Genomic DNA, 13600 nt, shown 5'->3' on the forward strand with positions numbered 1-13600 from the left:
AAGATCTCGCGGATGTTCGCGGCGATGCCGGCCTTCTCTTCCTCCAGCCGCTCGATCCGCTCGATATACGAGCGCAGCACGTCGCCCGCGATGCCGCCGACCTCGGTCATGGATCGTATCCCCGTCTCTCAAGGCAGATGACCATCGGAACCCCCGGCCGCGGGGATCCCGTGCAAGGGCGGCAAGATAGCGGCTGGCGCGGGCCGGCGCAATCGCGGCGATGCGGCGGCGGCCGGTGGCGAGATGGGCGCGGGCTTTGCCCGGCATTCCGGGTATGCTGATCGGCGAGCGGGTCGTGCCGCTCTCGAAGCGCATGCAGGGTCTCGGCTGATTGAAGGCCCTACCTTTCGAAGGCCCGACCAACTGAAGGACCGCCGCCCATGTCTGCATCCAGCGGATCACCGACAGCCGACCTGCTGCTGGTCAACGGCCGGGTCACCACGCTCGATTCCGCCAATCCCGAGGCGGATGCGGTGGCGATCGCCGATGGCCGCATCCTCGCCGTCGGGCGCCGCCGGGATCTGGCGGTGTCGACCGGCCCCGAGACCCGGGTGATCGATCTGGGCGGCCGGCGGGTGATCCCTGGGCTCAACGACAGCCACACCCATCTGATCCGCGGCGGGCTGAACTACAACATGGAACTGCGCTGGGAGGGGATCGAGAGCGTTCACGACGCGCTGGCCCTGCTGAAGGCGCAGGTGCGGGTGACGCCTGCCCCGCAATGGGTGCGGGTGGTGGGCTCGTTCACCATGTACCAGTTCCGCGAGAAGCGGCTGCCGACGCTGGACGAAATCAATGCGGCGGCCCCCGACACGCCGGTCTTCATTCTGCATCTCTACGACCGGGCGCTGCTGAACCGGGCGGCGCTCCGTGCGGGGGGCTATACCCGTGACACGCCGGAACCGCCGGGCGGCGAGATCCGGCGCGATGCCCATGGCGAGCCGACGGGGCTGCTGCTGGCCAAACCCAATGCGGCGATCCTGTATGCGACGCTCGCCCGCGGGCCGAAGCTGGAGCCGGAGGATCAGATCAACTCCACCCGCCAGTTCATGCGCGAGCTGAACCGGCTGGGCGTGACCAGCGTGATCGATGCCGGCGGCGGCTTTCAGAACTATCCGGACGATTATGCAATCATCCGCAGGCTGGCCGAGGACGACCAGCTGACGGTGCGCATCGCCTACAACCTCTTCACCCAGCGTCCGGGCGCCGAGACAGAGGATTTCGTGAACTGGGCCGCCCAGGTGACGCCGGGCGATGGCGGCGACTGGTTCCGCCACAACGGCGCCGGCGAGATGCTGGTGTTTTCGGCCGCCGATTTCGAAGACTTCTTCATGCCGCGCCCCGAACTGCCGCCCGAGATGGAGGGCCAGCTGGAGCAGGTGGTGCGGGTGCTGGTCGCCAATCGCTGGCCCTTCCGCCTGCACGCCACCTATGACGAGAGCATCGGCCGCGCGCTCGACGTGTTCGAGCGGGTGAACCGCGAGATCCCCTTCGACGGGCTGCACTGGTTCTTCGATCATGCCGAGACGGTGACCCCGCGCAATCTGGAGCGGATCGCGGCGCTGGGCGGGGGAATTGCGGTCCAGCACCGCATGGCCTTTCAGGGCGAGGCCTTCGTCGATCGTTATGGCGCCCGCGCCGCCGAGGCCACGCCGCCGGTGCGCCGGATGCTGGATATGGGCCTGCCGGTCGGCGGCGGCACCGATGCGACCCGGGTGGCCAGCTACAACCCCTGGACGGCGCTCGCCTGGCTGATCGGCGGGCGGACGGTGGGCGGTCTGCAGCTCTACCCGCCCTCGACCCGGCCCTCGCGGCTGGAGGCGCTTCGCATGTGGACCGAGGGCTCGGCCTGGTTCTCGACCGAAGGGGGGAAGAAGGGCCGGATCCAGGCCGGGCAGTTCGCCGACCTGGCGGTGCTGTCCGAGGATCTGATGACGGTCGCCGACGAGGCGATCGCCGGGATCGAAAGCCTGCTGACCATCGTCGGTGGCCGGATCGTGCATGGCGCCGGCCCCTTCGACCGGCTGGCGCCGCCGCCGCTGCCGGTCAGCCCCGACTGGGCGCCGACCAGGCGCTATGCGCTGGATCAGGTGAAGCAGCGCAAGGCGGCGATGGCGGCCGAGGGCATCGACCGCTCGGTCGCCGCGGCCGGCAGCTGCTGTGCCAGCGCCTGCGGCATCCACGGCCATGCCCATGCCCGGCCGCGCGCCGCTTCCCTGCCGGTGCAGGACGGCGATCTGGCCGGCTTCTGGGGGGCCGTCGGCTGCGGCTGCTGGGCGGTCTGAGCGGACCGCGTGCGGCGGTCGGCGTCAGACCGTCAGCCTCAGCCCTTGTGCGCCGCCGCCTGTTTCGCGGCGAAGGCCGCCTGCTGTTCGGGCGTCGCCTCGGTCTGGTGGCGGGCCTTCCATTCGGCATAGGGCATGCCATAGACCAGCTCGCGCGCCGCTTCCTTGTCGATCGGCTCGCCCTTTTCCGCCGCGGCATCGGCATACCAGTTCGACAGGCAGTTGCGGCAGAAGCCGGCCAGGTTCATCAGATCGATGTTCTGCACCTCCGGCCGGTCGCGCAGATGCTGGACCAGGCGGCGGAAAACGGCGGCTTCGAGTTCGGTGCGGGTATCGGTCATCTGGCTGGTCCTCATCAGACGGGAGACGGGGAATGTGGGGCGCGGAGGCCGATCAGTCCAGCCCGTCGATCGCTGCTGAAAGGGTGGCGGCGATCATCCCGGCCACGACCGCAGCCCCCGTCGGGGTCGCAATCAGATCCTGGCGGATCTCCAGCGCCACATAGGGCAGGCCGCGGCGTTCGGCATGGATGTCGGTGGTGTAGCCGCGCATCGTCTTCAGCGAATAGGGCTGGTTGTCGCCGACCACCAGCCCGGGTGTGCTGCGCAGATGGCGGAGCAGCGGCATCGCCAGACGGTCGTTGCGGGCATGGAGCACACCCACATGCCAGGGGCGATGCTGGCCGTCCATCCGGTCGGTGCAGGAATGGACCGAGACCACCGCCGGATGCAGCCCGGCGGCGACCAGGGCGGTGATCCGGCGGTCGACGGCGGTGTGATAGGGGTGGAAGATCCGCGCGGCCCGCGTCTGATGCTCAGCCACATCTGCCCCGCGGTTGCCGGGCACCTCGATCCCGTCGGAGCGGCCCGGCATCGAGGCCGGGTCGTCCAGGAAACGGTTCACGTCCAACACCAGCCGCGAGACCGTGGTCAGCACCGCAGGGGCGTTGAAGGCACCGGCCAGGCGGCGCGTCACCTCTGCCGCCCCGATATCCCAGGCGACATGCAGGCCGAGCACGGCCGGATCCAGCCCCAGCCCCTGATATTCGGGCGGGATGTGGTTGCTGGCGTGATCGCAGAGGAAGATCACCCGGGCGCGGGTGTCGGGGCGGATCAGCTCGGGCGTGAAGGGGGTAGTCAAGGGGATCTGCGTCAGCTGTCGTCACCTGCGACCATGACGGCGGCGCGCACGATTTCGGTCGCGCCGGTCGCCCCCAGGGCGGCGAGCAGGGCATGGCCCTTCTCTGCCGTTGCGGCAGAGGGATCGCCGATCACGCCGCTTCGGGTATAGGCGGCCATGCCCAGCTCGGTCAGCCGCGGCCGCTCGCGCGCACCATCGGCGGCGGGCAGGGGCAGTGCCACGGCATCGGGGGCGGCGGCCAGCAGGATCGAGGTTTCGATCTCGCCCGCATGCATGTCTTCCGACAGGCTGCGGGTGATGCCGGCCGCCTGCAGGGCCTCTGCCCAATGGTCGCGGCCGGGCAGCAGCAGGGTGCGGGGATGGGCGGTCAGGTTCAGCTCCTGGACCAGATTGGCCAGCACGTAATTGCCGCCATGGGCGTTGACGATGGCGAACACGCCGATGCCCTGATGGCGCAGGCTTGCCGCCAGATCTTCCACGAAACCGCCAAGCGCGCGGGCACCAACCCAGACGGCGCCGGGGAAGCCCGCATGTTCCTGGGAACAGCTGACCGGCAGTGGCGGCAGCACCAGCGTGGCGGCGGCCATATCCGCCGGCAGGGCGTCGTGGATCGCGGCGGCGACGGCACCGGCGATCAGCGTGTCGGTGGTCATCGGCAGATGGGGGCCGTGCTGTTCGAACGACCCCACCGGCAGGATCGCGGCCAGCGGCGCGGTGGCGGTCAGATGGGGCAGGCGCTGTCGTGACGGGATCATCGGATGCGGATCTCTCGACGAATCGGATCTCTGGACGACGGCCGGCCCTACCCTTGATGGGCGGCCGGCCAGCCACCGGAGGGGGAGGGGGGCGCGCGCGCCACAAGAATGGCCCGTCCTGCAGGACTTGCCAAGCCATGCGACCTCCGGTCACGATCTTCGCGCCGCCTCTTCCCCTGACCAGACGGATCCGCCGCCCATGACCCTCGCCCCCGAAACCCTGCTCCGGCGCCTGTTCGACGCCGGTCTGACCGCCAGCCGCCCCTCGGCGGCGCTGCTTGCCCCGCATATGCCGGCGCCGCCCAGGGGGCGGCTGATGGTGCTGGGGGCGGGCAAGGCCGGGGCGACCATGGCGGCGGCGGTGGAAGAGCTGACCGCCGACTGGCCGATGCGGCCCGAGGGGCTGGTGATCGTGCCCTATGACCATGGGCTTGAAACGCGGCATATCCGCGTGGTCGAAGCCGCCCATCCGGTGCCGGACGAGGCCGGGCGGCGGGCGAGTGCCGAGCTGATCGAGCTGGCGCGCGGCCTCGGTCCCGACGATCTGCTGCTGGCCCTGATCTCGGGCGGGGGATCGGCGCTGGCTGCGGCACCGGTGGCGGGGGTGCCGCTCGACGACAAGCGGGCGGTGACCCGGGCGTTGCTGGCCTCGGGCGCGCCGATCGGGGCGATGAACACCGTCCGCCGGCATCTCTCGGCGATCAAGGGCGGCCGGCTGGCGGCCGCGGCGGCGCCGGCACAGGTGGTGACACTGGCGATTTCCGATGTGGCCGGCGACGACCCGGCGACCATCGCCTCGGGGCCGACCGTGCCCGACCCCACCACGCTTGCCGATGCCGGGCGGGTGCTGGCGGATTGGGGCATCACGCCCCCTGACAGCGTCGCCCGGGCGCTCGCCGACCCCGCCAACGAGACCCCGAAACCCGGCGATCCGGTCTTCGATCGGGCCCGCTATCACATGATCGCGACCCCGATGCTGGCGCTGGAGGCCGCGGCGGCAGAGGCGGCCCGCCTTGGCCTCACCCCCCTGGTGCTGGGCGACCGGATCGAGGGCGAGGCCCGCGAGGTCGCCCGCGTCATGGCCGGCATGGCGCTCTCGGCCCGCGCCCACGGCCGGCCGGTCAGGGCCCCCGCGGTCCTGCTCTCGGGCGGTGAGACCACCGTCACGGTGCGCGGCGACGGACGCGGCGGCCGCAATGTCGAATTCCTGCTGGCGCTGGCCCTGGCGCTGGGCGGCACGCCCGGCATCCACGGCCTGGCCGCCGATACCGACGGCATTGACGGTGCCGAGCCGGTGGCGGGTGCCATCATCGGCCCCGATACGCTCTCCCGCTGCCGCGCGCTCGGCCTCGACCCGGCGGAGATGCTGGCCCGCAACGACGCCCACACCCTGTTCGCCCGGCTGGACGCCCGGATCGTGACCGGGGCGACGCGGACGAATGTGAATGATTTCAGGGCGATTCTGGTCATGTGACCTGTCGGCCCCGCGCGCCCCGAGAATCTGGCGGTTACCGCCTATCCGCCCCATCTATGGAGGGGTAAACTGAGGCCGGAAGGCGGCCAGTCTGCGAAACAGGGGGATGTCATGAGCCTGAACGTCAAAGATCCGGAAGCCCGGCGTCTGGCGCAGGCTATTGCCGATGCGACCGGCCAAAGCATGAGCCGCGTGGTGACGGAAGCCCTGCGCGAGCGCTACGCACGGCTCCGACAGCCCTCCGCCAAGGCGAGCGTCGAGGAGCTTCTTGCCATTGCAGATCATGCTGCAGCCCACGTAAAGCGCCCATATCTTGAACATGGCGATTTGCTTTACGATGAACGTGGGCTGCCGAAATGATTGTGGATACCTCCGCAATGGTCGCGATTCTTTATCGAGAGGCGGAAGCCGAGGATTTTGTGAAGTTTATACATGACGCCGATATCTGTCGAATGAGCGTCGCCAATTATCTTGAGTTGTCGATGGTGATCGACAAGCAGCTTGGCGCGACCGGAATGCAGCAGGCTGATCTCTTCATTCACCGGGCAGGCATTGTGATCGAGCCGGTGACTGTGGAGCAGGGGCATCTTGCTCGTCTGGCATTTCTGAATTTCGGAAAAGGACGCCACAAGGCGGGCCTCAATTATGGGGATTGTTTTGCCTATGCCCTGGCGAAGGACATGGCAGAGCCTTTGCTTTTTAAGGGCAATGACTTCGGCGAGACGGATCTTCCGAGAGCAGCGCCGACGTCGTCATTCCGCTGACGGCCGCTGCTGCCGGATTGACCCCCGTCAGATCAGGCCGTCGCGGGCCCAGTCGGCCAGATCCCGCGCCGGTACCGGCAGCCAGTCGGGGACGGGGCGGCGGGCCGGGTCGCCATGGAAGGCGGCCAGCCAGCCCAGCGCGCGGGCGTTCAGTTCCACCATCAGCGCGTAGAGATCGAGTGCGCGTCGGGCATCGTCGCGGCCCAGATGCGGGATTTCGGCACCCAGCCGGCGCGGCATGGTGGTGTGATCGAGGCCGATATTGATCTGCTCATGGGCGCGGACCTCGGCATCCCCGGCGGCGGTGATGCCGGCGGCGGCCAGCCGGCCGTTCATCGGATTGGGCCGGCCGGGCAGGCCTTCGGTCACGATCAGCACCGCCGGGAAGGCGGCGGGTGCACGATCGGCGATCAGGCCCAGCAGGTCGACATAGGCCGTGAAGGGCGGCAGCGGCAGACCATCGATCACCGCGTCGGCATCGAGCCCCAGCCGGCGGCAGGCCTCCAGCTCATGGGCTTCATGGCCGCTTTCCTCGACATGATAGCGCCGCATGCGGCCGCGCAGCCCCGGGCGCAGCGCCATGCGCATCGCCGGCAGGAAGATGTCGGTGATCCGTGCCGAAACATGGTACTGCGCCAGATAGATGCCGCGTGCGATCGCGGTTGCGATGCCGGCATCCCGGCCGGCCAGCAGCGCCCCGATCCGGTCGTCGCCGATGGCGGAGAGCAGGCCCGGGGTCATCGCCTCGGCGGTGAGGATCAGGCCGATGCCGGTTTCGGGGATCGGGATCCCCGGGGGAGGCAGCGCCCGCCGTTCGGCCCCGGGCAGGCCCGCCAGGATCAGCGTGGTTGCCGCCACCCCCAGATGGCGTTCGGCTTCCGTGATGTCATAAAGACAGCCGGGTGGGGCCGAGAACCGTGCCTCGGTGCCGGTCAGCCGGGCGAGCAGGCGCCCGGTGGCGACCAGGCTCAAGGGCGCGGTCACCGCCCAGGCTTCGACCAGCAGCCGCAGGATGGTGGCATGGAAGCCGGCGCCCTGCGGCAGCTCCGGCGGCGGGGCGAAGGGGCCCGCCTGGCCGCCGCCGGCGATCAGATCGCGGATGCGGTCGAGCAGGCTGCGGGCAAGATCCAGCATGGCGGTGTGGTCGAGCCCGCCGATCTCGCGCCGCCCGGCGGCGATCCAGCCCGCCGCGCGGTCGAGTGCTGCATCCAGCCGGGCATGATCGGCGACCAGAACATCGTGGCCGTCATCGGTTTCGGTGATCAGCCCCAGCCGGTCGAGCCCGTCCAGAAGATCGACCAGCCCGTCGGGATCCGGGTCGGCGCCCGCCGCACGCCGCTGTGCGCGGGCCGCCGAGGTGCTGCGTATCGCAGCCCAATCCCCCGCCGCCGCATCGCGCAGCCGGTCGAGCCGGGCGGCGAGGTCGGCCGCACCGATGCCGGTGACGTCGAGTTCGGTCACGCCGCCGTCATGGACCAGGGCGAGGGTGTCGGGGCTGCGGGGGTCGATCCGCAGCACCGCCAGCCGCGGCCGTCGATAGGCGCCGAGGCTCCAGGGGGAGAAGGGGACGCTCGCGGGGGAGACGGGGACGCTCTCAGAGGAGAAGGGGGCGGCGGGCGCGGTCATCGGGCAGGCTCTCCGCGGGTGGCGGTCATCGAAAGCGGCAGACGCAGGGACGGGATCGGGTCGGCACCCGGCCCGTAATGGCTGAGGATGCGGCGCTCCAGCCGGTCGAAGGCTTCGAGCAGGGTGACGGCCGCTTTCAGCGTCACCAGAGTCTGCTCCCGGCCGACGAAATCACGCAAGCCCATCAGCCGGGACGAGATGTCGCCATGCGCACCTTCGTCGTTCAGCCCGGCATGCCAGACCAGCGGCGACCAGAAGCCTTCGGGCATGTCGAGCGCCCGGGCGCGATCGACCAGCAGATCGTGGAACCGCTGCGCCGGCCGCTCGAACAGGAAGAGCAGGGCCTCGAATGAGACCGGATCCTGGGCGGCGAGCACCGCCAGCGTCGAGGTGAGCGCAAAAGTCTCGGGCAGCGGCACCAGCCGGTCGAGCAGATCCTCGTCGATGCCGACCGCGGCCAGGGCATCGGCGAGGGTGCGGTCGTGACCGACCTCTTCGGCGAGGAAGCCTTCCAGCAGCCGGGTCCGGGCCGGCGATCCGGCATGGCCGAGCGCCGGGGCGACCGCCCGCGGGCCCATCCGCACCACCTGATGATACTCGATCGCATAGCCGATCAGCTGCGCGCGTGAGGCGCTGCCTTCGGCGAAGGCCCGGCCCAGGGCACCGGTGCAGATCCGCGCCTCGGCGGCGGCGACGAAGCGGCGCAGCTCGCGCATCGCCTGGGCGCCCGACACGCCATGGGCGATGCCGGGATCGGCGTCTTCCAGCAGGCCCAACCCGTCCAGCGCCTGCAGGATTTCGCCCACACCCGCCGCGCCGAAACCGGGGGCCACGGCCGCCAGCTGCGCCCGCGGGGCACCCGCGGCGAGGGCGGCCATCAGCCGGCGCGCCTCGTCCAGCCCTTCCGGCAGGATGTCGATCGCACAGCCCTGATCGCCGTAATCCAGGCGGATTGAGGCGGGCTCGATCGCCACGCCGACACCGTCCCTGAGTTTCGGCCGGCGCGGCACCGCCGCCTCGGGCGCCGAGGGAGCGGTGGTGACGTTGCCTGCGATCGCCGGCAGCCCGGTATCGGGGGCGAAGCCCTCCACCCGCCGCACCCGGTCGCCCGGCACGGCATAGTGATCGAGGATCGCGCCGTAGAAATCGTCATACAGCTCGACGAACAGGTCGAGCCCGTCGATCACCCGGCCGAGCTCGTCCTCGCCGATGCCGTCGAGCGCATCGAAGATCTCGCGGGTGAGCAGGCCGTGGCCGCCGTTCATGTTGATGCCGGCATGGGCGCGGATCGGGCCGATGAAGGCCTCGTCCATGCCGCGGCGCTCGGCCGCGCGCACGAAGCTGTCGACGTCGATGTCCCGGCCTTCCAGCACGCCGAGCGTCGCGAAGAACAGGATCGGGTCGGTCCGGGCCCAGTGCGACAGCGCATTGGCAAGCGCCATCGTCTCGGGCAGCGGCACGGTGCGGGCCAGGATTTCGCGGTCGAGCCCCACGGCCTCCAGCGCTTTCAGGATCAGCTCGTCATGGCCGACCTCTTCGCCGTAGAAGCGGTTCATCGCCACCCGCGCGGGCGTGCTGCCGGTCCAGGCCAGGACCGGGCTGTCGAACCAGCTTTCGCGGAACAGGAAATGGTAGTTCTCGATCGCCATGCCATGGAAAACCCGCTCGGGCACGGCATGAGGATCGTCGAGCATGGCCCGCCAGAACCGGTTGCGATAGAGCCGGGTGAAGAGCAGACGGTTGGTCCGGTCCTCGATCGCGAACAGGGCGGCCCGGCCCGACCGGGCGGCCGGCGGGGCCGCTTCGTCGACCAGGTCGAAGGCGGCGAGGTCGCGGATCAACCGGGGCATGTCGGCGCCCCCGGCCTCGCGCTCCAGCGCCTCGGCATCGCGACCGCCGTCGATCAGGCGCAGCACCCGGCCCAGCGCCGGGGCATCCACGCCCCCGGCCTCCAGATGGAAGCGCGTGCCGCCGCGGTCGAGAGCGATGCCGTCCGCCGCCTCGACGATGCGGGCGGCAAGGCGTGGGCGGCGGGGGGCGAGGGGGTGGGGGGGAAAGGTGTCGACGGACATGGGGAACGGCGCCTCTCGTGATCGGGATCCATCCAGGCTCAGGACTTGAAGGCGTCGGGATCGCCGCCGCCGAAGGCTGCGGCGATCGCTTTGCCCGAGACGGCGCCGGCCGGGCGGCGGGCGGCCGGATCGAGCATCACCTCGACCACGGCCGGCACGCCCGCCTCGGCGGCGCGCGCGGCACGGGCCAGGGCGGGGGCGATGCCCGCGGCGCGCTCCACCCGCTCGCCATGGCCGCCCAGCGCCTCGGCCAGGCGGTCATAGCGGGTGGCGCGGCTTAAGAACTGGCCGTCGAGATTGGCGTCGCCGAAGATGTCGTCGTGGAAATTGCGCATCTCGCCCCAGGCGCCGTCATTGCCGATCAGCACCACGAAACCGGTCTTTGCGCGCACGGCGCTGTCGATTTCCATGGCATTGAAGCCGAAGGCGCTGTCGCCCTGCACCGCCAGCACCGGGCATGCGGGCCGGGCCAGGCGGGCGACGATGGCGAAGGGCAGGCCGATGCCCAGGCAGCCGAAGGGGCCCGGATCCATCCAGTGGCCCGGTCGGCCGACCGGGATGGCGCCGGCGGTTTCGGCGATCACGTCGCCGCCATCGCCGATGGTGACGGTGTCGGGGGTGACGAACCGGGCGGCCTCGGCCGCGAAACGGGCATGGTCGATCGGGCCGTCGCCGTCCAGGCGGTCTTGACGTGCGCGGGCCGCCCTGGCATCGCGGGCGGCAAGCTGTTCGGGCCAGGCGGCCGGCACCCGGTGGCCATCGGCCTCGAAAGCCTGGGCCAGGGCGGTCAGGAAATGGCGCGGGCTGGCGGTGACGCCCATGACCGCGCCGCGATTGCGGCCAAGCCTCGCGGGGTCTGCATCGACATGGACGATCACGCAATCGGGGTCGATCAGCGGTGCGCGGCCGTAATTCAGGCGGAAGTCGAAATCGATGCCGATCGCGATGATCAGATCGGCCGCGGGCAGGGCGCGGGCGCGGGCGGCGCTGTGCATCTGCGGATGATCCGGCGGCAGGATGCCGCGGGCGGCACCATTGGCGAAGACCGGGCAGCCGGTCTCGCGCACGAAACGGTCGAGCGCCTCTTCCGCCCCCGCCCAATAGACGCCCGATCCGGCCAGCAGCAGGGGGGTGCGGGCGGCGCGGAGCAGGGCGGCGGTCTTGGCCACGGCGTCCGGATCGGCGGCGGGGGCGTGGCTCTGGCCGCGCCCCTGCGTGAAACTGAGCGCATCCGCCGGCACGCGGCCCATCAGCAGGTCGAAGGGCAGATCCAGCGCCACGGGGGCCGGCCGCGGCACCATGGCGGCGGCGGCGGCCTCTGCCAGCAATTCAGGCAGGCGCCACAGATCGCCCGGCGTCGCGGTCATGCGGGTGACGGGCTTCAGCATGTCGAGCTGGGGGGCTTCCTGCAGCGCCCCCATGCCTTCCGTGGCCCCCGGATTGCGGCCGGCCAGCAGCATCAGCGGGCTGCCGGCCGCCCAGGCATTGGCGACCGCGACCGCGGCCCCGACCACGCCCGGGCCTGCGGTTGCAGCCGATACCTGGACCTGACGGGTCAGCCGGGCCATGGCATCCGCGGCATGGGCGGCGGCCTGTTCATGGCGGAAATCGACCAGCCGGATGCCGGTGCGGGCGCAGCCGTCGAACAAGGGCGACAGATGCCCGCCGGTCAGCGTGAAGAGATGCCCGATGCCCAGCGCGCGCAGCTGGGTGGCGGCGACGATGCCGCCATGGAGCAGGGGGGCCGGATCGGCGTCGATCCGCGATGCAGCCGGATCGGGGGCGGCGTGGCTCATCGGGGGCTTCCTTCGGCGTCGGCGGGGAAGGCGCCGGCCCGGGGAGCCCCCGGGACCGGCGCCCGATCGTTCAGATGTCGCCGGCTCAGAGATGCACGGCGATCAGCACCGGCTTCTCCTGGGTGGCCGGACGGATCTGGACCAGGAAGGTCTTGCCGCCGGTCAGCCCGGTGCGAAGGGCGATGTCGGGCTCCTTCGCGTCCAGCCCGAGCTTCGCCACCGTATCCCTGACGTCCACCACTTTGTCGCTCATGGCGTCTCCCTCCATACGGGGATTATAGAAACAGGAACATTCTACCTGAGGTTAACAAAGAGTCACGACTAATCAGAATTAAATGACCGAAAATCATATACATAAGGTTGTAAAATTTGCGAAGGGGCCGGTAAAGGGCGGTTGTTCCGTCAGGCGATTTCATGGAGCCAGACCATTGCATCCTGCTATGCTGACCCGGGCAAATCGTGGTGAACCGGAGGTTGCTTCATGTCCGCCCCCCAGCCGCAGTCGAAGCCGAATGGACCAGGCCGTCAGATCGCAGCCTGGCTGCATGAAATGGTGGCGCTGCGCCACGATCTGCATCGCCATCCGGAACTGGCGTTCGAAGAACGGCGGACCGCCGCGCTGGTGGCCCGATCGCTGGCCGATTGGGGGGGGGAGGTTCATGAAGGCCTGGGCGGGACCGGTGTCGTCGGCACCCTGACCACCGGGCCGGGGCCGGTGATCGGCATCCGGGCCGATATGGACGCCCTGCCGATCACCGAAACCACCGGCCTGCCCCATGCCAGCCTGCATGACGGCCGGATGCATGCCTGCGGCCATGACGGCCACACCACCATCCTGCTGGCGGCCGCGCGCTGCCTGGCCGAGCGGCGGCGCTTTCGCGGCACCGTGCGGGTGATCTTTCAGCCGGCCGAGGAACATGGCGGCGGGGCGGCGGTGATGATGCGCGACGGGCTGTTCACCCGCTTCCCGGTCGATCGGATCTATGCCCTGCACAACATGCCGGGGCTGCCTGCCGGCGTGTTCGGCTTCCGCCCGGGCGCACTGACCGCGGCATCGGATGATTATGTGATCACCGTCCGCGGCCGCGGCGGCCATGGCGCCTATCCCGAACGGGCCGTGGACCCGATCGTGGCCGGATCGGCGATCGTGCTGGCCCTGCAATCGGTCGTGGCGCGCAACGTGCCGCCCACCCGGCAGGCCGTTGTGACGGTGGGCGCGTTCCGGGCCGGCGAGGCGGCGAACGTCATTCCCGAAACGGCGGTGCTGAAGGCGAGCGTGCGCACCACCGACCCCGAGACCCGCAGCCTGATCGAGATGCGGATCCGCGAGCTGGTCGCGGGCCAGGCCGCCGCCTGGGGGGCCTCGGCGACCGTCCAGGTGGACCGGGGCTATCCGGCGGTGATCAACGATGCCGGCGCGACCGCCTTTGCGCGCGCGGTGGCGGTTGATGCCTTCGGTGCCGGGCGGGTGATCGACATCCCCGAGGCATCGATGGGCAGCGAGGATTTCGCCTATATGCTGGAGGGCGTTCCCGGCTGCTATCTGGTGGTGGGCAACGGCGTGGAGTCGGGGCCGACCAGCTGCATGATCCACAACCCCGGCTATGATTTCAACGACGCGGTCCTGGGCGATGCCGCTGCCTTGTGGGTGGCGCTGGCCGAAGCCTCGGCGCCGGCAGGCGCCTGAC

Annotated in this window: 13 protein-coding genes; 5 read left to right on the forward strand and 8 right to left on the reverse strand. The window is 70.4% G+C overall.

Annotation, left to right across the window (positions count from 1 at the left end):
* Positions 1-110: GapR family DNA-binding domain-containing protein (locus CMO28_RS19600; RefSeq protein WP_296716057.1), on the reverse strand; the 110-nt coding region annotated here is incomplete at its 3' end.
* Positions 111-380: 270 nt separating this feature from the next.
* Between CMO28_RS19600 and CMO28_RS19605 the strand changes: the two genes are divergently transcribed.
* Positions 381-2285: an amidohydrolase gene (locus CMO28_RS19605; protein ID WP_296715985.1), complete on the forward strand. Its 1905-nt coding sequence runs from the start codon at positions 381-383 to the stop codon at positions 2283-2285.
* A 38-nt stretch (positions 2286-2323) separates the two neighbouring features.
* Here CMO28_RS19605 and CMO28_RS19610 read toward each other — a convergent pair whose 3' ends face one another.
* The 3 genes from CMO28_RS19610 to CMO28_RS19620 are packed head-to-tail and all read right to left on the reverse strand — an operon-like array spanning position 2324 to position 4180.
* Positions 2324-2626 (reverse strand): DUF1244 domain-containing protein, encoded by a 303-nt coding sequence (locus tag CMO28_RS19610; protein ID WP_062763663.1) that lies wholly within the window; start codon positions 2624-2626, stop codon positions 2324-2326.
* Between the two features lie 52 nt (positions 2627-2678).
* Positions 2679-3425 carry an N-formylglutamate amidohydrolase gene (locus CMO28_RS19615; protein WP_296715987.1) on the reverse strand — a complete coding sequence of 249 codons (747 nt, stop codon included), beginning with the start codon at positions 3423-3425 and terminating at the stop codon, positions 2679-2681.
* Between the two features lie 11 nt (positions 3426-3436).
* Entirely contained in the window at positions 3437-4180 is a 744-nt protein-coding gene (locus CMO28_RS19620) for a creatininase family protein (RefSeq protein WP_296715989.1), read from the reverse strand.
* Positions 4181-4379: 199 nt separating this feature from the next.
* Here CMO28_RS19620 and CMO28_RS19625 point away from each other — a divergent pair, with 199 nt between their 5' ends.
* The 3 genes from CMO28_RS19625 to CMO28_RS19635 all read left to right on the forward strand — a co-directional run bounded on the left by CMO28_RS19625 (position 4380) and on the right by CMO28_RS19635 (position 6418).
* Positions 4380-5654, forward strand: coding sequence for a glycerate kinase type-2 family protein (locus tag CMO28_RS19625; RefSeq protein WP_296715992.1), 1275 nt, complete (start codon positions 4380-4382; stop codon positions 5652-5654).
* Positions 5655-5765: 111 nt separating this feature from the next.
* Entirely contained in the window at positions 5766-6014 is a 249-nt protein-coding gene (locus CMO28_RS19630; protein ID WP_014747917.1) for a type II toxin-antitoxin system VapB family antitoxin, read from the forward strand.
* Positions 6011-6418: a type II toxin-antitoxin system VapC family toxin gene (locus tag CMO28_RS19635; RefSeq protein WP_322111387.1), complete on the forward strand. Its 408-nt coding sequence runs from the start codon at positions 6011-6013 to the stop codon at positions 6416-6418. The genes CMO28_RS19630 and CMO28_RS19635 overlap by 4 nt, the downstream gene beginning before the upstream one ends.
* 27 nt (positions 6419-6445) lie before the next feature.
* Here CMO28_RS19635 and CMO28_RS19640 read toward each other — a convergent pair whose 3' ends face one another.
* The 4 genes from CMO28_RS19640 to CMO28_RS19655 all read right to left on the reverse strand — a co-directional run bounded on the left by CMO28_RS19640 (position 6446) and on the right by CMO28_RS19655 (position 12165).
* Complete coding sequence (locus tag CMO28_RS19640) at positions 6446-8044, reverse strand: hypothetical protein (RefSeq protein ID WP_296715997.1); 1599 nt, start codon at positions 8042-8044, stop codon at positions 6446-6448.
* Positions 8041-10116: an iron-containing redox enzyme family protein gene (locus CMO28_RS19645; RefSeq protein WP_296715999.1), complete on the reverse strand. Its 2076-nt coding sequence runs from the start codon at positions 10114-10116 to the stop codon at positions 8041-8043. The genes CMO28_RS19640 and CMO28_RS19645 overlap by 4 nt, the downstream gene beginning before the upstream one ends.
* 38 nt (positions 10117-10154) lie before the next feature.
* Positions 10155-11912, reverse strand: a complete 1758-nt coding sequence (locus CMO28_RS19650) for a thiamine pyrophosphate-binding protein (RefSeq protein WP_296716001.1) — start codon at positions 11910-11912, stop codon at positions 10155-10157.
* Between the two features lie 85 nt (positions 11913-11997).
* The gene (locus tag CMO28_RS19655) at positions 11998-12165 is read right to left on the reverse strand and encodes a hypothetical protein (protein ID WP_197465132.1); all 168 of its coding nucleotides are present in this window, start codon (positions 12163-12165) and stop codon (positions 11998-12000) included.
* Positions 12166-12462: 297 nt separating this feature from the next.
* On the opposite strand from CMO28_RS19655, the gene CMO28_RS19660 reads away from it, so the two are divergent.
* Positions 12463-13599 (forward strand): M20 aminoacylase family protein, encoded by a 1137-nt coding sequence (locus CMO28_RS19660; protein WP_296716058.1) that lies wholly within the window; start codon positions 12463-12465, stop codon positions 13597-13599.
* Position 13600: the final 1 nt, after the last annotated feature.

This window comes from Tistrella sp. (assembly GCF_002684955.1).
In the GTDB taxonomy this organism is placed as follows: domain Bacteria; phylum Pseudomonadota; class Alphaproteobacteria; order Tistrellales; family Tistrellaceae; genus Tistrella; species Tistrella mobilis.